Consider the following 19196-nt stretch of genomic DNA (forward strand, 5'->3'; position numbering starts at 1 on the left):
TCCTTGGCGGTGGGGTAGCTGCCCGGCGTGGGCCGCGGAGCGCCAGCAGGGCGGCCCGCGCCCCACGCCGGGCAGCTACCCCACCGCCAAGGACGTGGCGAACATCGCCGCGATGAAGGACCCCGTCGCGCGCAACCTGGCCATCACCCAGGGCTACCACGACCTGTCCGACGCCGTGGGCACGCTGCTGGGCAAGGAGAACGCCAACTGGTCCACCTACGCGACGTGGGCCTCGAAGCAGGCCGGCGTGAGCATCCGCCAGGAGGACATGCCCAAGGCCTTCGTGGACGTCCTCAAGGGCGGCGGCGTCGTGGGCGCGGCCATCTCCAAGGTGGACGACTTCCTGCGCAAGCTGGGCCTGCCCGTCCTGCCCAAGGGTGACATCGCCAAGGCCGGCGCGGACGCGCTCGACAAGGTCAGCAAGGCCATTGGCGACGGCAACCAGTTCGTCTTCAAGGAGGTGGGCCACGAGTTCGCCCGCTTCGTGGAGACCTTCCAGGGGGACACCCAGATGGACCCCGCCAAGCTCCAGAAGTACCTGGACGGCTTCCCCAAGGACAAGCCGCTGCTCAAGGACGCCTTCGGCAACTACGCGAAGGCCATGTTCGAGAAGGACCCGAACAAGAAGGCGGAGCTCATGCTCCTGGCCAACGACACCGTGGGCCTGCACGAGCAGACCCAGCTCCAGGGCTACGTGGAGAAGGCGCTCAACGCGCCGGTGAAGGAGGTCTTCGCCAACGTCCTCAAGAAGAGCATCGAGACGGCCGCCAACGCGCTGCCCTTCCCCGCCAACCTCGCCGCCAAGGCCGCCATCAAGACGGGCGCGGTGGACCTGGCGACGAAGCCGCTGGTGGACGCGCTGGCCGGCACGTTCCGGGGCATCGCCACCGAGCACATGATGAAGCTCGCGGTGCCCGGCGGCGCGCTGAAGCTGGGCAACGACCTGCCGCCCCCTCCGGGCATGGAGTCCACGCTCTTCCCGCCGCACCTGCGCACCATCGAGGACCCGAAGCTGAAGGCGCTGCTGGCCCGCATGGACAAGACGCCCGACAGCCTCAAGGGCACCGCCGCGAAGGACTGGAGCAAGCTGGACCAGCGGATGAACTACATCGTGGACCTCTTCCGCTCGCGCCAGTCGGATCCGCACCTGTTCGACCAGCCCTTCGGCAAGGAGGCCCACTACCCCGTGGCGCCCTCCACGAAGCGCCAGGCCGCACCCGCGGTGTCGTAGGCGCCGCTCCCACCCCTGGGGAAGGCTCCGGGCCGTGAATGCGCGGCGGCAAGCTGCGTCCATCCTGGCATCCGACGCACTTGAAGGAGCCCCCCCATGGCGAAGTGGCTGCTGGCAACGATGGCGCTGTCCCTCCCGGCCCTGGCTCACGCAGGCGGTCCCCGCGGCAACAACCACCACGGGGAGCAGACCCGTGACCGGCAGGAGCTGCGGCAGGACGCGCGCGAGACCCGCGATGATCATCACGACCTGCGTCAGCTGGAGTCGCTGCTCGCCCGGTATGACTCCGCCCGCGGCCGCTCCGCGCGCCGCGACCTGCTCCAGGTGGAAGAGGAGCTGCGCGGCTACGTGGCGTCGGAGCTGAGCGAGTCCCGCCGCGAGCTGTCCCAGGACAAGAAGGAGGCGCGCACCAGCGCCCGCGAGGTGCGCTACGACGGCAACCGCCGCGACGACCGTCAGGACCACCGCGACGACGTGCGCGACGCCCGCCAGGAGTCCCGCACCCTCCAGCAGACGCGCTCCATCTCCCAGGAGCTCCACGGCCTCTACGGCCGTCTGGACAGCGGCAGCCTCTCGCGCAAGCGGATGCTCATCGCGGACCTGGTCCAGCTCGCTCGCGCCGAGCAGTCGCAGAACCGCCAGGAAGTCCGCGAGGACCGCCGCGAGGCCCGCGAGGACAGCGGCTGGCACTGACGGCGCGTCACGCGTCCTCGGCGGCGGTGAAGCCCTCCAGCCGCGCGATGCCCAGCTTCTTCATCCGGCTCTGCAGCGTGGACGGCTTGAGCCCCAGGAGCGCCGCCGCGCCGCCCTCGCCGTAGACGCGGCCCCGGGTGAGCGTGAGCACCCGCAGGATGTGCTCGCGCTGCACCGCCGCCAGCGTGGGCACCTTCGCCCCGGCGGGCAGCGGCGCCGGCGTCTCCTCCACCGGCGCCGGGCCCGACGCCTCCCGCGCGCGCTCCCCGCCCGGCAGATCGAAGGACTGCGCCGTCAGCTCCTGGCCCCGCGTGAGGATGGTGGCGCGCTCCAGCGCGTTCGCCAGCTCGCGCAGGTTGCCGGGCCACTCGTACGACGCCAGCCGCGCCAGCCCTGACGTGGACACCCGCATGCCCCGGCGGCCCGTGCGCTTCGCCTGCTCCTCCAGGAGGAACACGGTGAGCTGCGGCAGGTCCTCGCGCCGCTCGCGCAGGGGCGGCAGCCGCAGGGGGAAGACGCTCAAGCGGTAGAAGAGGTCCTCGCGGAAGCGCTTCTGCGCGATGGCCTGGTGCAGGTCCACGTGCGTCGCCGCGAGGATGCGCACGTCCGCGCGCACCGTCTTGTCACTGCCCACCGGCTCGAACGCCTTCTCCTGGAGCGCGCGCAACAGCTTCGCCTGCAGCTCCACCGGCAGTTCGCCAATCTCATCCAGCAGCAGCGTGCCCCCGTGCGCCATCTGGAAGCGGCCCGCCCGGTCGCGGTTCGCGCCGGTGAAGGCCCCCTTCACGTGGCCGAACAGCTCGCTCTCCAGGAGGCCCGCCGGAATCGCCGCGCAGTTGAGCGACACGAAGGGTTGATCCGCCCGCGAACTCCACCGGTGGATGGCCCGCGCCAGCCGCTCCTTGCCCGTGCCCGTCTCGCCGGTAATCAAGACCGGCGTGTCCGTCTCCGCCACCTGCCGCGCGCGGCGGGACAGGTCGCGCATCACCGGACTGAGTGACGTCTCCAGGATGCCCTCGGAGTCCCCGCCCAGCTGCGACTCCAGGAGCTTCGCGTGCTCGTGGTCCTGGCGGTGCAGCCGCTCTGCCGTCGCGCGCTGCTCCGCGCCCTGGAGCGCCGTGGCCAGCATCTGCCCGTAGACCTCCACCAGGTCCACCACCGGCTGCGCGTACGTTTCACACTGCGCGCGGTCCAGCGTCAGCACGCCGTAGCAGCGCTCCCCCGCGCACAAGGGCACCACCATGCACGCATGCCCCGCGGGGAGATCCAGCACCCCGTCGAACGGGTCACCGTCCCCGTGCGAGTGGTCCTCCTCCGTGAAGGCCCGCGCGCGCCGCGTCTCCAGCGCCTGCTTCAAGGAGGGGAAGTCCGCCAGCTGCAGTGAATGCTTGCGCACGGCCTGGTTGGCGAGCGGGCCTCGCGCCGCCACCGCCTCCAGCCGCCCCTCCTTGAGGAGGAACAGCGTGGCCAGGTCGAAGGGCACCACGCGCGTCAGCCAGTCCAATCCCCGACGGAGCAGCTCCCCCACCCCTTCTTCGGTGGTTGCCAGCTCGACCAGCTCCCGAGCATCCTGCGTCACTTCCGGGTGGCGCCCCATCAGTTCATCCGGCATGTGTTAGCGATAATAGCCGCCCACCGAAATTGCAGTGGCGAAAGGCACCGGGATTTCGTTATTCACCGTCCCGGCGCCACCGAACTGCCGGTGCTGATGTCCGGGGAGGACGTAACCCCCTGACATCAGGGCAATTGAAGCACTGGCACGGTGGATGCTTTACCCGGTAGCAACTCACAACCTCTGGGGTGGACCACGGTGGCCCGCCCCCCATCCCCAAGGAGTCGAAACCCATGCTGACCGTTGGCGACAAGCTTCCGAACTTCAAGCTGAAGGGCACCGTGAGCCTGGAGAAGAACAAGGAGTTCCAGGACATCTCCAACGACACGTACAAGGGCAAGTGGACCGTCCTGTTCGCGTGGCCGAAGGACTTCACGTTCATCTGCCCGACGGAGATCGCGGAGTTCGGCAAGCACAACAAGGACTTCCAGGACCGCGACGCGCAGGTGCTGGGTCTGTCCACCGACAGCGAGTTCGTGCACCACGCGTGGCGCACGCACCACCCGGACCTGAAGAACCTGCCCTTCCCCATGCTGGCGGACATCAAGCGCGAGCTGTCCAGCGCGCTGGGCATCCTGCACAAGGAAGAGGGCGTGGCCCTGCGCGCCACGTTCATCGCGGACCCCGAGGGCATCATCCGCCACGTGTCCGTGAACGACCTGTCCGTGGGCCGCAACGTCAAGGAGACCGTCCGCACGCTGGACGCGCTCCAGACCGACGAGCTGTGCCCGTGCAACTGGCAGAAGGGTGAGGAGACCCTCACCACGAAGCTGCAGAAGGCGGGGTAAGGCACCATGGCTTCGCTCGAAGTCGTCCGCAACGAGCTCGCGGACGCCCACAAGGACACCCGCCTCAACCTCTCCTCCGTGTTGGAGGGAGGCAGCCTCACCCCCGAGCAGCGTTGGGGGACGGCCGTGGCATGCGCCTTCGCCGCCCGGAACGAGCGGCTGAAGGAAGCCATCCTCAACGAGGCGAAGCAGGCACTGGGTGACAAGGCCACGCCGGTCCTCGAGGACGCGCGTGCAGCGGCCTCGCTGATGGCGATGAACAACGTCTTCTACCGATTCCGTCACATGGTCGGGAAGGAGTCGTACGCGACCAAGCGCGCCGGTCTGCGGATGAACCGGCTGGCCCAGGTGCTGACCAACAAGGTGGACTTCGAGCTGGTCTGCCTCGCGGTCAGCGCCATCAATGGCTGCGAGATGTGCATCCAGTCGCATGAGAAGGTCGTGCTGGAAGGCGGCCTGAGCGAGGAGCACGTGCACGATGCGGTCCGCATCGCGAGCGTCATCCACGCGGCGGCGGTCGGGCTGGAGTCCTAGCCCCCTCGTCGTTATCTCTGAGCTGTGATTGCGCCCTCCGGTGGATGACACCGGGGGGCGCTGTCTTTTCCTCTCACCCGAAAGGCATGTGTCCGTCATGGCCCTCTACAAGAGCCCGAGTCCCCTCTCCGAGCAGGCCCGCACCGCCATCGCCGCCACCCTCAATGAGCGGCTGTCGGACGGGTTGGATCTGCACTCGCAGATCAAGGTCGCCCACTGGAACATCAAGGGCCCGCAGTTCGCCGCGCTGCACCCGCTGTTCGAAACCTTCGCGGTGAGCCTGGCCAACCACAACGACTCCATCGCGGAGCGCGCGGTGACGCTGGGCGGGCGCGCGTACGGCACCAGCCGCCACGTGGGCAAGAACAGCCGCCTGCCGGAGTACCCGCAGGAGACGTCCCGCGACCTGGAGCACGTGAAGCTCCTGGCCGAGCGCATCGAGGTGTACCTCGCCGGCCTGCGCGAGAGCCGCACGGCGGTGGAAGGCCTCAAGGACACCGACACGGTGGACCTCTTCACGGGCATCATCACCGAGTTCGAGAAGCACGCCTGGTTCCTCAGGGCCTCCCTGGAGGGCTAAGGCGAAGGCCAGGGGCTGCACGTAAAGCAGGGGCGCGCTAGCGTGCTGTTCGTGAGCGACAGCGTCCCCCTGCATGCGTTTCGCACCGTGCCCCGCACGGGCGTCATCTTCGTCACCGCCGAGGCCACGCGCCGCGGCTACCGTCCCGGCGACCCGGACTGGTGCAACCTGGGCCAGGGGCAGCCGGAGACGGGGGATCTGCCCGGTGCTCCGCCGCGTGTGAACGCGGTGACGGTGGACATGGCGGACCAGGAGTACGCGCCCGTCGCGGGCCTCTGGGAGGTGCGCGAGGCCATCGCGGGGCTCTACAACCGGCTCTACCGCAAGGGCATGTCCAACCAGTACAGCGCGGAGAACGTGTGCCTGTCCGGCGGCGGCCGCGCGGCCCTCACCCGCGCCGCGGCCAGCCTGGGCCAGGTGAACCTGGGCCACTTCCTGCCGGACTACACCGCCTACGAAGAGCTGCTGGACGTCTTCAAGGCGTTCACCGCCATCCCCATCCTGCTGGAGGGCGAGCGCGGCTACGCCTTCACGCACGACGACCTGCGCCGGGAGATTCAAGGGCGCGGGCTGTCCGCCCTGCTCTTCTCCAACCCGTGCAACCCCACCGGCAAGCTGGTGCAGGGGGAGGAGCTGGCGCGGTGGGTGGGCGTGGCGCGCGAGCTGGAGTGCACGCTGCTCATCGACGAGTTCTATTCGCACTACATCTGGACGGGCCGCCCGGGCGTGCTGCCGGTGGAGAGCGCCGCGCGGTACGTGGAGGACGTGAACCGCGACCCGGTGGTGCTCTTCGACGGGCTCACCAAGAACTGGCGCTACCCGGGCTGGCGCATGACGTGGACGGTGGGGCCCAAGCAGGTCATCGACACGGTCTCCAGCGCGGGCAGCTTCCTGGACGGCGGAGGCAGCCGGCCCCTGCAGCGCGCGGCGATTCCCCTGCTCCAGGAGGACACGGTGGTGGCGGAGACGCGCGCCATCCACTCCACGTTCCGGGAGAAGCGGGACAGGTTCCACTCGCGGCTGGAGCGGCTGGGCATCCGCACGGACCGGGCGCCGGACGGGACGTTCTACGTCTGGGGCAACCTGTCCGGACTGCCCGCGCCGCTCAACGACGGCATGGCCTTCTTCCGCGCCGCGCTGGAGCATCAGGTCATCACCGTGCCGGGTGAGTTCTTCGACGTGAACCCGGGCAAGCGCCGCGCGCGGGCCTCGCGCTTCCGCAGCTACGTGCGCCTGTCCTTCGGCCCTTCGTGGGAGACGCTGGACAAGGCGCTCAACCGGCTGGAAGCGCTCGTGCTCAAGCACACGCCCGCCGCGCCGTAACGGCGGGCCCGCCCCCGGAAGCCTCAGGACTCCGGGGCCGGGTGCGACTGGAACTCCGCGGTGGCCATCACGTGCACCTTCTTGCGGTGGGACACGGGGAAGCCCAGCGCGGCCGTCCGCTTCACGCTGTAGCTGCCCGACGGGGCCATGGGCATCACGTCCTCGTTCCCGCCGCCGTAGCCGCCACCGTGGGGCCCCAGGGCCCGCGACTCCCAGGTGCGCTCGGAGAAGCGGTGCAGCCCTGCCAGCGTCACGCCCAGCCCAGCCGCCACGCGGCGCGCCTTCTTCACCGACTCGCGGGCCAGCGCCTCCAGCCAGTCCTGCCGGGCCTCTGGCTCGTGCGTGTAGCCCCACCGCATCTCGCGCAGCGTCGCCTGCTTCAGGCCGGACAGCGCCGCGAGCACGTCCCCCACCCGTGCCATGTCCACCAGGCGGATGCGCACCGTGTAGAGGGCGGACGAGGAGCGCGTGAGCAGCCCCTCCGTCGTCTCCGCCTGCACGGACTGGAGGGTGAAGGCCGTGGCCGGCACGCTCAGGTCCTCCATGAGGCGCACCAGCGCGGCCACCTCGCGAGCGTTGGTGAAGGCCGCGTTGCCGGTGAAGAACGAGGACGCCTTCACGTCCACCACCGCGTCCACGTGGTCCGCCTCCAGTTCGTGCTCGGCGGACAGCTCCACGACGATGATCCCCGACTCGGTTGCGGCTCGCTCCGGCATGCGTCTCCCTGGGCGTGACTGGAACGGCGAGTATAGGCCCACGACGGACACCGGACGGCGTGCCTATGCTCGCGCCACGACCATGCGACGCATCCCGTCCCGGCTGTGGCTGTTGTGCGCGCTGTACTTCGTGCAGGGGCTGCCCTTCGGCTTCCAGGTGACGGCGCTCCCCGTCTACCTGCGCTCGCAAGGCGTGTCGCTGGCCGCGCTGGGCTTCGCGGGCGCGCTGTCCCTGCCGTGGATGCTCAAGGCCCTGTGGGCGCCGCTGGTGGACCGCTACGGCTCCGCGCGCGTGGGGCGCAGGCGTTCGTGGATATTGCCCATGCAGGCGGGGCTCGCGCTCGCGTGCGTCGGGGCGGCCTTCGCCGCGAACCGGGACTCACTGCCGCTGCTGTTGGGCCTCATCTTCGTGATGAACCTCTTCGCCGCGACGCAGGACATCGCGGTGGACGGCTTCGCGGTGGACCTGCTGCGTCCGGACGAGCTGGGCCCGGGCAACACCGCGCAGGTCGTGGGCTACAAGCTGGGCATGCTCACCGGCGGCGGGCTGCTCGTGTGGGCCAGCGCGAGCATCGGCTGGTCCGGGCTGTTCCTCGTCATGGCGGCGCTGTGCCTGAGCGTCTTCACCGTCGTCCTGTTCGTGCGCGAGCCGCCCCCGCGCGAAACCGAAGGCCCGGAGTCACCGAAGCTGGACTGGCCCGCGCTCTGGGCCCGCATCAAGGGCGCGCTCACCGTGCCGGGCACCGGGTGGCTGCTGCTCTTCATCGGCACGTACAAGCTGGGCGAGACGATGTCCGACGTCCTCTACAAGCCCTTCCTCGTGGACGCGGGCTACACGGCCGGCCAGATTGGCCTGTGGGTGGGCACGTGGGGAACGGCCGCGTCACTCCTGGGGTCCACGTGCGGAGGGCTGCTCGCCGCGCGCCTGCCGCTGCTCCGGGCGGTGGCCATTACCGGCGCGCTGCGCCTGTTGCCGCTCGCGGGGCGGTGGCTGCTCACCCGGGCGGGCGTCAGCGACGCGGGCGTGCTGGGCGTCACCCTCACCGAGGAGTTCTTCGGCGGCGCGCTCACCACGGTGATGTTCGCGTTCATGATGTCGCGCACGGACCGGCGCATCGGCGCCACGCACTTCACGCTGCTGGCCAGCGTGGAGGTCGCGGGCAAGGCCCCCGCGGGTCCTCTAGCGGGGGTGCTCGCGGATCCGAGGTACGGCAACCTGGGCTACGCGAACGTGTTCCTGTTGGGCGTCGCGCTGTCCGCCGCGTTCCTCGCGCTGCTCGCGCCCCTGCGCCGCAGCGCGCCCACGCCCACGGCCGCACAGCCCGCTTCGTGAAGGTTTCCAGCCTCGTGACACGTTCCAACCCGGGCGTGTCACGGGGGCGTGCGTCATCAGGACCTCACGCCAGGCGTGTCAGGGAACCGTGGTACTGGCCACCGCGTCGTCCGCGGTTCTCCCCCTGAACACGCGCCCGTGCCACGGGCCGCGAAGGAAGAGGTTGCCCATGAAGACCCTGTCGATGACGTCGCTGCTGAGCGGTCTCGTGCTGTTCGCCGCTCCGGCGTTCGCCACGTCCACCACCAGCATCCCCGCCTTCGAGGCGAGCATCACCACGGCGCAAGGCCCCAACAGCCCTGGCGGCGCGACCCTCGTCCGCTCGGAGATCCGGGCCGCGCTGGAGGCGTTCATCTACGACACGGGCCCCATGGGCGTGGACAGCACCGAGCGCGGCCATCTCACCACCCGCCTCAACGACACGTCCTTCCAGCAGTCGCTGACGGGCACCGCGGCGAAGTACTTCGCGGACTTCTACGAACTGAACGACGCGACCTTCACAAGCCATCCGCTGTACCAGGGCTCCGTCGCCCAGACGCCCGCGTCGCTGTTTGGCGCCACGGGGCCGCTGGCGTCCAACGCGGACATCCGGGAGGGCTACATCCCCAACGGCCAGGGCATCGCCAACCAGACCACGCTGGCCACCGCGTTCACCACCTTCTTCGAACCGCCCGTCGGCCCCTTCCAGCCCATCACCGTGAAGGAGCTCATCGAGCGGCTCGGCACCACCTCCATCAAGGGCAGCACCCCCAGCGTGGACGAGGTGGAGGGGGCCGTGGCGTACATCACCCAGATTTCACGCAACAGCAACCGGCTCTACGTCGCGGACTGGACCTGCCGCCGGTGCAGCTTCTCGCCGTGGAACACGCGGGGCTATGTCATCGCGGCGGTGAGCACGGACCGCCGCTTCGTGCGCATGGTCTCCGTGTGGACGGCGGACTTCGGGAACGACTGATGCGACGCACCGTCGCGCAGCCCGCCCCGTGAAACATTCCAGGCTCGCGACACGGTCCATCACGGCTGTGTCACGGGCCGCGCGTGTCACTGGAACCTCGCGCGCGTCGTGTCAGGGGGGCGTGGTACTCGCCACGCCGTCGTTCGCGGTTCTCCCCCCTTGAATGAAGAGGTTCCGCATGAAGACCCTGTCCATGAAGTCGCTGGTGGGCGCGCTGATGCTGCTCTCCGCTCCGGCGTTCGCCGACTCCACCAGCATCTCCGCCTTCGAGGCGAGCATCACCACCGCGAAGAGCCCCAGCAGCCCTGGCGGCACGACCATCCTCCGCTCGGAGATCCGGACCGCGCTGAACGCGTTCCTCACCAACACCGGCGGCCCCACGGGCGTGGACACCACCGAGCGCGCCTACCTCACCACGCGCCTCGGCGACACGTCCTTCCAGCAGTCCATGACGGGCACCGCGGCGAAGTACTTCGCGGACTTCTACGAGGTGAACGACGCCACCACGCCTTACGCCCAGTGGTCCATGAACCCCGTCGCCCAGACGCCCGCGTCGCTGTACGGCGCCACCGGTCCGCTGGCCTCTTCCTCCACCATCCGTGAGGGCTTCATCCCCAACAACCAGGGGGTGGTGGCCAACCAGGCCATCCTGATGGAGGCATTCGGCAGCTTCGGTCCGCAGAGCGGCACCTTCGAGCCCATCATCGTGAAGGAGCTCCTCGCGCTGCTGAGCAGCCCCGCCGTGTTCGGCACGCCGACGGCGGATGAGGTGGAGGGCGCCCTGGCGTACATCACGGCGATCTCGCGCAACAGCAACCGCCTCTATTACACCCGCTGGAGCTGCCGGGGCTGCGGCGCGCCGGGCTACACGGCCGGCTACGTCGTCGCGGCGGTGAGCACCGACCGCCGCTTCGTGCGGATGGTCAACGTGATGACCGCCTCCAACTGAGCCTGAAGCACTGAAGCACCGCCGCCGTGAACGATTGCAGGCCCGTGACACGCGCCATCCCGGGCGTGTCACGGTCCGTGGTTCTCCCCCCTTTGAACGAGGTTCCCCATGAAGACCCTGTCGATGAAGTCGCTCCTGGGCGGTCTGATGCTGCTCGCCGCTCCGGCGTTCGCCGATTCCACCACCAGCATCCCCGCCTTCGAGGCGGCCATCACCACCGCGAAGAGCGCCAGCAGCCCCGGCGGAACGACCATCCTCCGCTCGGAGATCCGGAACGCGCTGGACGCGTTCTTCAACGACGTCGGCTATGGCGTGGACAGCGCCGAGCGCGCCCACCTCACCACCCGCCTCGGCGACACGTCCTTCCAGCAGTCCATGACGGGCACCGCGGCGAAGTACTTCGCGGACTTCTACGAGGTGAACGACACGCTCGTCACGGGCTACCCGCTGAACCTGTACCCCGTCGCCCAGACGCCCGCGGTGCTGTTCGGCGCCACCGGCTCGTTCTCTTACGCGCGCATCTACGAGGGCTACATCCCCAACGGCCAGGGCGTCGCCAACCAGCAGACGCTGGGCGAGGCGTTCAGCAACGCCTTCGGTCCGCAGGCCAGCATCTTCGAGCCCATCACCGTGCGGGAGCTCATCGGGCAGCTCAGCGCCTACAGCTACAACGAGGATGAGGTGGCGGGCGCGGTGGCCTACATCACGCAGATTTCGCGCAACAGCAACCGGCTCTACAGGACGGGCTGGAGCTGCCGCGGGTGCGGCGCGCCGGGCTACACGCAGGGCTTCGCCATCGCGGCCGTCAGCACGGACCGCCGCTTCGTGCGGATGATTTCCGTGACGACGTACGCGGACTGACGTGACGCACCGCCGCAAGCGCCCCGGGCATTCACCGGGTCGCTTGCGGTTCCCGCCGCCTCCGTTCATTGATGCGCGTCACACGCACCGGGTGGGCGGAAGCGCACGCTTCCGGCCCGGGCTTCACGCAGCAACGGGAGAGCGCACCATGGCGGAGATGAAGACGTATACGGGCGGTTGCCACTGTGGACAGGTCCGCTACGAGGCGACCACGGACCTGGCGCAGGTCATCACCTGCAACTGTTCCCTCTGCCACAAGCTGGGCTCGGTGCTGACGTTCGTCCCGCCGGAGCAGTTCAAGTCCCTTTCCGGCGCGGACGTGGTGAAGACCTACCAGTTCAACAAGAAGGTCATCAACCACCTGCACTGCCCCACCTGCGGCGTGGAGTCCTACGCCACCGGCAAGGGCCCGGACGGCAAGGAGATGTTCGCCGTCAACCTGCGCTGCGTGGACGGCGTGGACCTGTCCACGCTCCAGCCCTACGCCTACAACGGCCGGGACGCCTAGGCCCTCCGGGCGCGCCACACCAGGCCGCCAGCGACGAGGGCCGCCGCGGAAGGCGCGGCCCAGGGAAGCGACTTCCGCAACCGCTGCGCCCAGGCGTCCACCCGGTCCGCCAGACGCAGCAGCCTCCAGTGCCCTGGCGTGTGGTTCGGTCTGGCGGAGGCCGCCTTTTGGATCCAGCCGCTCAGCCCCTTCGGAGGCTGGGCGGTGCTGAACACCGGCACTTCCGGGGGGTGGAGCGCGATGGCCATGCGCACGCGCGCCAGCGGCTGGGACGCCGTCTCCATGGAGGCGCCCGGGCCGTGGTCGGGAGGAACCAACTCCACGACCTGCGCTGACTTCGCCTTGGCCCTGGCTCGCGGCTTCGCGGTGCCGTTCTTCGCGCGGTGCTGTCTCTGCGGTGTCTTCTGGGGCATCCCGTGCCTCCTGTTTTCTTCCTCCCTTACGAATGAGGACGCCCGCGCGGTCAGGCAAGGGACGGTGCGCTCCCGGCCCTCGCCCGGCTAGCTGCCCTCCGGCGGGGCGAAAGTTCCCACGGGCAGGTCCGCCGCGCGCCACAGGTACCAGCTCACCACGCTGCGATACGGGCGCCAGCGCTCGCCATACGCGAGGAGCGCCTTGGGCTTGGGCTGTTCCTTCAGGCCGTTGAGCACCATGAAGCCCTTGCGCACGCCGAAGTCGTCCACGGGGAGGATGTCCGGCCGGCCCAGGCGGAAGATGAGCAGCATCTCCACGGTCCACTGGCCAATGCCGCGCACCTGCGTGAGGTGTTCAATGAGGTCCGCGTCGGACATGCGGCACACGCGCGCGAGCGTCGGCACCGTGCCGTCCACCGTCTTGCGCGCCAGGTCCTGGATGGCCAACAGCTTGTTCGCGGACAGCCCGGCCTCGCGCAGCGTGGTGTCCGGCAGCGCGAGCAGCTTCTCCGGAGTGAAGGCCTTGCCCTTCCCCACCCGCTCGCAGACGCGCCCGAAGATGGTCGCCGCCGCGCGGCCGTGCAGCTGCTGGTAGACGATGGAGTGCGCCAGCGCCTCGAAGGGGCTGTGCAGCGGGCTCCGTTCGAAGCGGAACGGGCCCACCGTCTTGAACAGCGTGCCCAGCGTGGGGTCCGCGCGCACGAGGGCGCGGCGCACGGCGGGCGTGAAGGCATCCGGCAGCAACACGGGGGTGGAAACAGGAGCGCGCGGCATGGGCCGCATGCTGCCCGGCCCCGTGCCACGCGCAACCCCTGTCTTGCCTGGAACCGGCGCGCTAGATGGGCGCGGCGTGCTCCGTCTCCTCGGGCACGTCGTTGCGCGGCTCGCCCTCCATCAGCGCGTCGTATTCCTCCTCCAGCTGGACGCCCAGGTCATCGAGCTGATCCTTGGTGAGGATCTTCCGCGCGGCCTTGAAGAGGTCCTTCTCCTCCTCCTCGACGTGGTGCTCCACCTGCTCCTGGAGGACCTTCATCTTCGCGTCGAACTCCTCGTCGGCGGCGTCCATGGACAGGAGGTCCGCGATGAGGCGCTTGACGGAGAGGTGCTCCTCCACGGCCTCGCGCAGGTCGTCCTCCGTGTCGTCCTTCTTGATGGCCGGATACAGGTACAGCTCTTCAATCTTCGCGTGCGCCCCCAGCCGGTCGGCGATCTGCTCGAAGAGTTCCTGGCGCTGCTCGTCGTCGTGATCCGCCAGCTTCTCGTACTTCTTGAAGAGCTTGGACACCTCTTCATGCTGCTGCTTGATCAGCTCCAGCGCGTTCATTCGTGCCCCCGTGAATGAAATGGACGTGCTGATAGATGGGTGTGGGCTCGACCGAATGGAAGCCCCACCCCGGCGCACTTTTCACTTCACCGGAAGTTTGACGGACGACAGGTCCTTCACGGCGGGGCCGTTGAGCACGCGGCCGGTGGGGCTGAAGCGGCCGCCGTGGCAGGGGCAGTCCCAGGTGCGCTCCGCGTTGTTCCAGTGCACGTGGCAGCCCAGGTGCGTGCACACCGGGGACACCGCGTGCGCGGTGCCGTCCTCCTCGCGGTACACGGCCACCTTGCGGCCATCTACCTCCAATATCTTCGCCTCGCCCGGCTTGACGTCCGCCAGGTGGTGTCCGTCCGGCTTGGACAGCCGGTCCGCGACGAAGCGGAAGGCCACCTCCGCGTTCTCCTGGATGAAGTCCTTGGCGCCCGCCTTGGGCTTCACGCGGCCCGCGTCGTACAGCGCGGCGTAGGGGGTCTGGTTTCCGAGGATGAGGTCCGACACCACCATGCCCGCGAGCGTGCCGAACGTCATGCCCGTGCCGGAGAAGCCCGTGGCCACGTACACGTGGCGGCTGCCCACGTTGCGGCCGATATAGGGCAGCCCGTCCGCGGGCTCGATAACCTGGCCGGACCAGCGGTGGGTGATGCGCTTCACCGGCAGGCGCTCGCGCGTGTACGCCTCCAGCGCGGCGAAGCAGGAGGCGGTGTCCTCCTCGCCGCCGACCTTGTGGTCCTCGCCGCCCACGATGACGTAGGCCACGCGGTCCACCTGCTGCGTGCGGATGTAGTGATACGGGTCGCGGCTGTCGTAGTACTGGCCCGGCTCCAGCGGGCCCTCCAGCGGCGCCGCCACCGCGTAGGTGCGGTAGGGGTAGAGCTTCGTGTGCATGGCCACGCGGTTGAGCGGCGTGGTGGTGGCCTCCACCACGGCCCGGGCCGTCACGGTGCCCCGCTCCGTGACGACGCGGCAGGGCGTGCCGTCGTGGATGTCCACGACCTTGGTGTTCTCGAAGAGGTGGCAGCCGTCCCCCGGGATGCGGTCCACGAGCGCGAGGAGGTACTCGCGCGGGTGGAACAGCGCCTGGTCCTCCACGCGCAGCGCGCCCTTCACCGGGAAGGGCAGCGGCACCTCCTTGGTGAAGGAGGCCAGGAGCCCCGCCTGCCGCGCGGCGGACACCTCATGGAGCAGCTCCCGCAGCTCGGACTCCGTCTCCGCGTAGCGGTAGCCCGGCACGCGGGTGAAGCCGCAGTCGATGGAGAGCGTCTCCACCAGCGACGCAATCTGTTCAATGGCGGCCCGGCTGGAGGACGCGGCCAAGTGGGCGCCCTTCTCCCCGAAGTCCTTCAGGAGCGTGGTGTACGGCGTGTCCAGCAGCTCCGTGAGGTGCGCCGTCGTCTGTCCCGTCTGACCTGAGAGGACGCGGTGCATCTCCAGCACGGCCACCCTCTTGCCGGCACGCTTCAGCAGCCAGGCGGTCGTCAGGCCCGCGATGCCGCCGCCGATGATGGCTACATCCACGTCCAGGTCGCCTGGCAGGGAGGGGAAGTCCCGGGGCGGCGTCGTCACGGTCCAGAGGGATTTGTGCTGGCGCTCGTCGTTCATGACGGAAGGCTAGGAATCCGCCTCCCAGGGCATAAGCCACGCCTGCCGAGCCCCGCCCGGCCGGCTGCCCAGCTCGACGGGTGTACGCGACCCAACAGAGTCCCGCTCCGGGTGTTGGTCAGACAGGGGGCGGGCGCGAACGGTGCTGGGGTGCGGGGACGCCCGCGCGTTAGAACGGTCCCTGGACCCGAAGGTCCGCGCCGGGCGGACCCAAGGAGCATGCGCCGAATGCCCGTGGAACGCGTGGCTGGTGGGGCCAGCCTGGTGGACGTGCTGGACCGCCTGCTGGACAGGGGCTTGCGCTTCGACCCGCCGGCCCAGGAGGCCCTGGGCCGCGCGACGCCCCGCGACGGGGAGGCGCGCATCGTGGTGGCATTTTCGGAGGTCCGCACCGCAGACTCGCTGGAACGCGGCCGTTCCCCGCGTCCCCCTTCACCCGGAGCGTAAGGTCGTGGCGTCTCCAGCCCCGCTGCCCCCTGCCGAAGCAGATCCCGGGGCCCGCCTCGTGCTCACAGAGCACCTGCTCGCCTGCGAGTCCGCCGTCGCCTGTGCGCGAGCGGTCGTGGAGTGGCTCGCGCGAAGACATGGCGCTCCAGCCGCCTGTGTGGCGCCAGGGGATGGCGCTGGCGCCTCCGTGTGCCTGGCCAGCGAAGGGCTGACGGGCGTGCAGCAGACCGCGCTGGCCCGCGCCTGGGATGCGCCGGGCTCGCCGCTCTCCGCCTTCCGCACCCGCCCCGGGGCGCGCTGGCTGACTGCGGACGCGGTGGAGGGCGCGCTGATGCCGGGCGGTTTCCTGGCGGTGCCGCTGGGCCGCTCCGGAGCGCCCTCGGCCGCGCTGCTGGTGGTGGGGCTGCCCGGTCCCGCGGTCCCGGAGGACGTGGTGTGGGCGGCGTCGTGCCTGGGCCCGCCCCTGGCCCGCCAGCTGGCCTCCGATGCGCGGGCACCGCGCCGTCCGGAGCCGGACCGGCTGCTGCGCCGGGTCATCAACGCGGTGTCGGATCCAGTGCTGCTCACGGACACGGAGGGCACGCTGCTCTTCGCCAACGGCCGCGCGGAAGGACTGCTGGTGGCGGGCCCGGACGCGAGCCCCGGCCGCACGCGCGCGGTGGAGCTCAACCAGCGGCTGTTCCGGGAGACGCTCGCGCAGGGCGGGACGGCGGTGCACCGGCGCGAGGTGCCGCTGGTGGATCCGCTGGAGGGCATGGACCTGCTCTTCGAGCTGACCACCACGCCGGTGCTGGCCCCGGACGGGCCGTCCGTGGTGGTGAGCGTGCTGCGCAACCTGACGGACCTGGGCCGCGCCACGCAGGCGCTGGGCGAAAGCTACCGGCAGCTGCGCGCCACGGAGCGCGAGGCCCGCAGCGACCGCCACCGCCTGGACCGGGTGCTGGACTCGGTGGCGGACCCCATCATCCTGACCGACCCCACGGGCGGCATGGTGATGATGAACGACCCGGCCGAGCGCCTCTTCGCGTGGCCCCATGAACAGGGCACGGGAGGCGAGGGCACGGCGGACGAGCCCACGCTGCGCCGGGTGCGCTCCAACGACGCCCTCTTCGCGTCCTTCCTCGCCAACCTGCTGGGCCCGGTGAACGCGGGCGTGTCGCGCTGGAAGAGCCAGCTGACGCTGGACGACCCCGCCACCGGCACGCCCGTGCCCATGGAGGCCATGGCCAACAAGGTGCTGGGCGACGGGGGCGAATTGACGGGCATCGTCACCGTCTTCCACGACCGCACGGAGGTGCTGGAGCGGGCGCGGCTGCTGGAGCGCGTGAAGGAGGTCTCCAGCGAGCTGGAGGCGCGCGTGCAGTCCGCCACCGCGGAACTGGCGGAGCAGAACGAGAAGCTGCGCCGGCAGGCCATCCAGCTGGAGCAGGCGAGCGCGGCCAAGTCGCAGTTCCTGGCCAACATGTCGCACGAGTTCCGCACGCCGCTCAACGCCATCCTCGGCTACACGAACATGCTCCTGCAGGGCGTGTCCGGGGAGATGACGCCGCCGCAGCGCAGGAACCTCACGCGCATCGACTCCAACGGGCGGCACCTGTTGGAGGTCATCAATGAAATCCTGGACATCACCCGCATTGAAGCGGGGCGGATGCCGCTGCACCTGTCGGACTTCGGCATCCCGGAGCTGCTCCAGGAGGTGATGGCGGAGATGGACCCCATCATCGCGCGCAGCAAGCTGACGGTGGACACGCAGCTGGATGAAGGGCTGCCGGGCGTGTGGAGCGACCGACAGAAGGTGAAGCAGATCGTCCTCAACCTGTTGTCCAACGCGCTGAAGTTCACGCACGAGGGCGGCGTGCACGTGGCGGTGGAGTATCAGAATGCCACCGGCACCGTGGCCATCTCGGTGAAGGACACGGGGATTGGAATCGACGTGTCGAACCAGGAGAAGATCTTCGAGGACTTCCAGCAGGTGGACAGCTCGCCCACGCGGGCCTATGGGGGCACGGGCCTGGGCCTGTCCATCTGCCGCCGGCTGGCCGCGATGCTGGGGGGGCGCGTCTCCCTCCAGAGCGCCCCGGGCCAGGGTTCGACCTTCACCCTGCACTTTCCAAGACGCGCGAGACGGACATGACAAGCACCCCGGAAAAACCCAAACCGCTCGTGCTGGTGGTGGACGACTACCAGGATGCCCGGGAGATGTACGCGGAGTACCTGGAGTTCTCCGGCTTCCGCGTGGCGGAGGCGAAGAACGGCCAGGAGGCGTTGGACAAGGCCTTCGAGCTGGTGCCGGACGTCATCCTGATGGACCTGTCCCTGCCGGTGATGGACGGCTGGGAGGCGACGCGCCGGCTCAAGGGCGACGCGCGCACGAAGGGCATCCCCGTGGTGGCGCTCACGGGGCATGCGCTGAAGGGCCACTCGGAGGACGCGAACGAGGCCGGGTGTGACGCGTACGTCACCAAGCCGTGCCTGCCGGACGCGCTGGTGGACCAGGTGAAGAAGATGATTGCCCGGCGCGAGGCAGCCTCCACGCGCTGAACGCCGTTGTCTGCACGGAGGGGGCACGTCATGACGACGAAGACCCAGGCGGAGTCCTCGCGGGACGGACAGGCGCACTACCTCTACGGCGTCATGCGCGAGGACGGCGGATGGAAGCCGGACGTCGCGGGGCTGGGCGAGGCCCCGGTGCGCACGGTGCGCGAGGGAGGCCTCACGGCGCTGGTGTCCGACGTGGCGGGCCCGCGGGTGGTGCCCACGCGGGCGCACCTCTTGATGCACCAGCGCGTCACGGAGGCCGTGGTGCGCGAGCACACGCTGGTGCCGGTGGCCTTCGGGACGGTGCTGCCGTCGGAGGAGCGCGTGCGGGAGCTCTTGCGCGTGGCGCGCGCGCCGTTGACCCGGGCCCTGGCGGAGCTGGAGGGGCGGGTGGAGCTGGGGCTGAAGGTGTACTGCCACGGCGACGCGCTGACGCGCCGGTTGGTGGAGGAACAGCCGGCGCTGGAGCGAGGCGCCTCCGAACCCGAGGAGGACCACGAGGCGCGGCTGGAGGTGGCGCTGCGCGACTGCAACACCCGGGACCTGGGCGGGCTGAAAGCCGGCCTGCGGCCGCTGGCGGAGGCCACGCACGAGGCGCCGCCGCTGGGTGAGCGGATGCTGCTCAACGCGGCCTGGCTGGTGGACCGCACGCGGGTGGCCGCGTTCGAGGCGCGGCTGACGGCGCTGGTGGCGCGGCTGGACGCGTACACGTTCCGGTTCACGGGGCCGTGGCCGGCGTACAGCTTCGTGGACGTGCGGCTGGACGTGGAGCCGCCGGAGTCCGTCACGCCGTGA

General features: G+C 69.9%; 21 protein-coding genes. 15 read left to right on the forward strand and 6 right to left on the reverse strand.

Annotated features, from left to right (window positions below):
• A partial coding sequence (locus tag D7W81_RS20175) for a hypothetical protein (protein WP_244227311.1) occupies positions 1 to 1231 on the forward strand: 1231 nt, incomplete at its 5' end.
• Between the two features lie 96 nt (positions 1232 to 1327).
• Positions 1328 to 1924, forward strand: a complete 597-nt coding sequence (locus D7W81_RS20180; RefSeq protein WP_120557011.1) for a hypothetical protein — start codon at positions 1328 to 1330, stop codon at positions 1922 to 1924.
• Positions 1925 to 1931: 7 nt separating this feature from the next.
• Here the strand turns inward: D7W81_RS20180 and D7W81_RS20185 are convergent, their stop codons facing one another.
• The gene (locus tag D7W81_RS20185) at positions 1932 to 3536 is read right to left on the reverse strand and encodes a sigma 54-interacting transcriptional regulator (RefSeq protein ID WP_244227312.1); all 1605 of its coding nucleotides are present in this window, start codon (positions 3534 to 3536) and stop codon (positions 1932 to 1934) included.
• Positions 3537 to 3769: 233 nt separating this feature from the next.
• Between D7W81_RS20185 and D7W81_RS20190 the strand changes: the two genes are divergently transcribed.
• The 4 genes from D7W81_RS20190 (at position 3770) to D7W81_RS20205 (ending at position 6761) form a co-directional block, all read left to right on the forward strand.
• Complete coding sequence (locus tag D7W81_RS20190; protein WP_120557013.1) at positions 3770 to 4324, forward strand: peroxiredoxin; 555 nt, start codon at positions 3770 to 3772, stop codon at positions 4322 to 4324.
• Between the two features lie 6 nt (positions 4325 to 4330).
• A complete protein-coding gene (locus D7W81_RS20195) occupies positions 4331 to 4858 on the forward strand; it encodes a carboxymuconolactone decarboxylase family protein (RefSeq protein WP_120557014.1) in 528 nt (175 codons plus the stop codon).
• Positions 4859 to 4955: 97 nt separating this feature from the next.
• Positions 4956 to 5438, forward strand: a complete 483-nt coding sequence (gene dps / locus D7W81_RS20200) for a DNA starvation/stationary phase protection protein Dps (protein ID WP_120557034.1) — start codon at positions 4956 to 4958, stop codon at positions 5436 to 5438.
• A gap of 51 nt (positions 5439 to 5489) precedes the next feature.
• Positions 5490 to 6761, forward strand: coding sequence for a pyridoxal phosphate-dependent aminotransferase (locus tag D7W81_RS20205; protein WP_120557035.1), 1272 nt, complete (start codon positions 5490 to 5492; stop codon positions 6759 to 6761).
• 23 nt (positions 6762 to 6784) lie between these two features.
• Here the strand turns inward: D7W81_RS20205 and D7W81_RS20210 are convergent, their stop codons facing one another.
• Positions 6785 to 7477, reverse strand: a complete 693-nt coding sequence (locus D7W81_RS20210) for an SIMPL domain-containing protein (protein ID WP_120557015.1) — start codon at positions 7475 to 7477, stop codon at positions 6785 to 6787.
• A gap of 82 nt (positions 7478 to 7559) precedes the next feature.
• Here D7W81_RS20210 and D7W81_RS20215 point away from each other — a divergent pair, with 82 nt between their 5' ends.
• The 5 genes from D7W81_RS20215 to D7W81_RS20235 all read left to right on the forward strand — a co-directional run bounded on the left by D7W81_RS20215 (position 7560) and on the right by D7W81_RS20235 (position 12083).
• Positions 7560 to 8810 (forward strand): MFS transporter, encoded by a 1251-nt coding sequence (locus D7W81_RS20215; RefSeq protein WP_120557016.1) that lies wholly within the window; start codon positions 7560 to 7562, stop codon positions 8808 to 8810.
• A gap of 169 nt (positions 8811 to 8979) precedes the next feature.
• Complete coding sequence (locus D7W81_RS20220) at positions 8980 to 9765, forward strand: hypothetical protein (RefSeq protein ID WP_120557017.1); 786 nt, start codon at positions 8980 to 8982, stop codon at positions 9763 to 9765.
• 178 nt (positions 9766 to 9943) lie between these two features.
• Positions 9944 to 10714 carry a hypothetical protein gene (locus D7W81_RS20225; protein WP_120557018.1) on the forward strand — a complete coding sequence of 257 codons (771 nt, stop codon included), beginning with the start codon at positions 9944 to 9946 and terminating at the stop codon, positions 10712 to 10714.
• Positions 10715 to 10822: 108 nt separating this feature from the next.
• Positions 10823 to 11575, forward strand: coding sequence for a hypothetical protein (locus D7W81_RS20230; RefSeq protein WP_120557019.1), 753 nt, complete (start codon positions 10823 to 10825; stop codon positions 11573 to 11575).
• Between the two features lie 148 nt (positions 11576 to 11723).
• Positions 11724 to 12083 (forward strand): GFA family protein, encoded by a 360-nt coding sequence (locus D7W81_RS20235; RefSeq protein WP_120557020.1) that lies wholly within the window; start codon positions 11724 to 11726, stop codon positions 12081 to 12083.
• Here the strand turns inward: D7W81_RS20235 and D7W81_RS20240 are convergent.
• From D7W81_RS20240 to D7W81_RS20255, 4 genes are all read right to left on the reverse strand, one after another.
• Positions 12080 to 12496, reverse strand: a complete 417-nt coding sequence (locus tag D7W81_RS20240; RefSeq protein WP_120557021.1) for a hypothetical protein — start codon at positions 12494 to 12496, stop codon at positions 12080 to 12082. The genes D7W81_RS20235 and D7W81_RS20240 overlap by 4 nt on opposite strands.
• 87 nt (positions 12497 to 12583) lie before the next feature.
• Positions 12584 to 13270, reverse strand: a complete 687-nt coding sequence (locus D7W81_RS20245; protein ID WP_120557036.1) for a DNA-3-methyladenine glycosylase family protein — start codon at positions 13268 to 13270, stop codon at positions 12584 to 12586.
• Positions 13271 to 13331: 61 nt separating this feature from the next.
• Positions 13332 to 13820 (reverse strand): hemerythrin domain-containing protein, encoded by a 489-nt coding sequence (locus D7W81_RS20250; RefSeq protein ID WP_120557022.1) that lies wholly within the window; start codon positions 13818 to 13820, stop codon positions 13332 to 13334.
• Between the two features lie 81 nt (positions 13821 to 13901).
• Positions 13902 to 15416 (reverse strand): FAD-dependent oxidoreductase, encoded by a 1515-nt coding sequence (locus D7W81_RS20255; protein ID WP_120557023.1) that lies wholly within the window; start codon positions 15414 to 15416, stop codon positions 13902 to 13904.
• Between the two features lie 228 nt (positions 15417 to 15644).
• Here D7W81_RS20255 and D7W81_RS20260 point away from each other — a divergent pair, with 228 nt between their 5' ends.
• The 4 genes from D7W81_RS20260 to D7W81_RS20275 are packed head-to-tail and all read left to right on the forward strand — an operon-like array spanning position 15645 to position 19196.
• Complete coding sequence (locus tag D7W81_RS20260; protein ID WP_120557024.1) at positions 15645 to 15863, forward strand: hypothetical protein; 219 nt, start codon at positions 15645 to 15647, stop codon at positions 15861 to 15863.
• Positions 15864 to 15867: 4 nt separating this feature from the next.
• A complete protein-coding gene (locus tag D7W81_RS20265) occupies positions 15868 to 17997 on the forward strand; it encodes a PAS domain-containing sensor histidine kinase (protein ID WP_120557025.1) in 2130 nt (709 codons plus the stop codon).
• A complete protein-coding gene (locus D7W81_RS20270) occupies positions 17994 to 18404 on the forward strand; it encodes a response regulator (protein ID WP_120557026.1) in 411 nt (136 codons plus the stop codon). The genes D7W81_RS20265 and D7W81_RS20270 overlap by 4 nt, the downstream gene beginning before the upstream one ends.
• Positions 18405 to 18434: 30 nt before the next feature.
• Entirely contained in the window at positions 18435 to 19196 is a 762-nt protein-coding gene (locus D7W81_RS20275) for a GvpL/GvpF family gas vesicle protein (RefSeq protein ID WP_120557027.1), read from the forward strand.

It is taken from the genome of Corallococcus aberystwythensis (assembly GCF_003612165.1).
Classification (GTDB): domain Bacteria; phylum Myxococcota; class Myxococcia; order Myxococcales; family Myxococcaceae; genus Corallococcus; species Corallococcus aberystwythensis.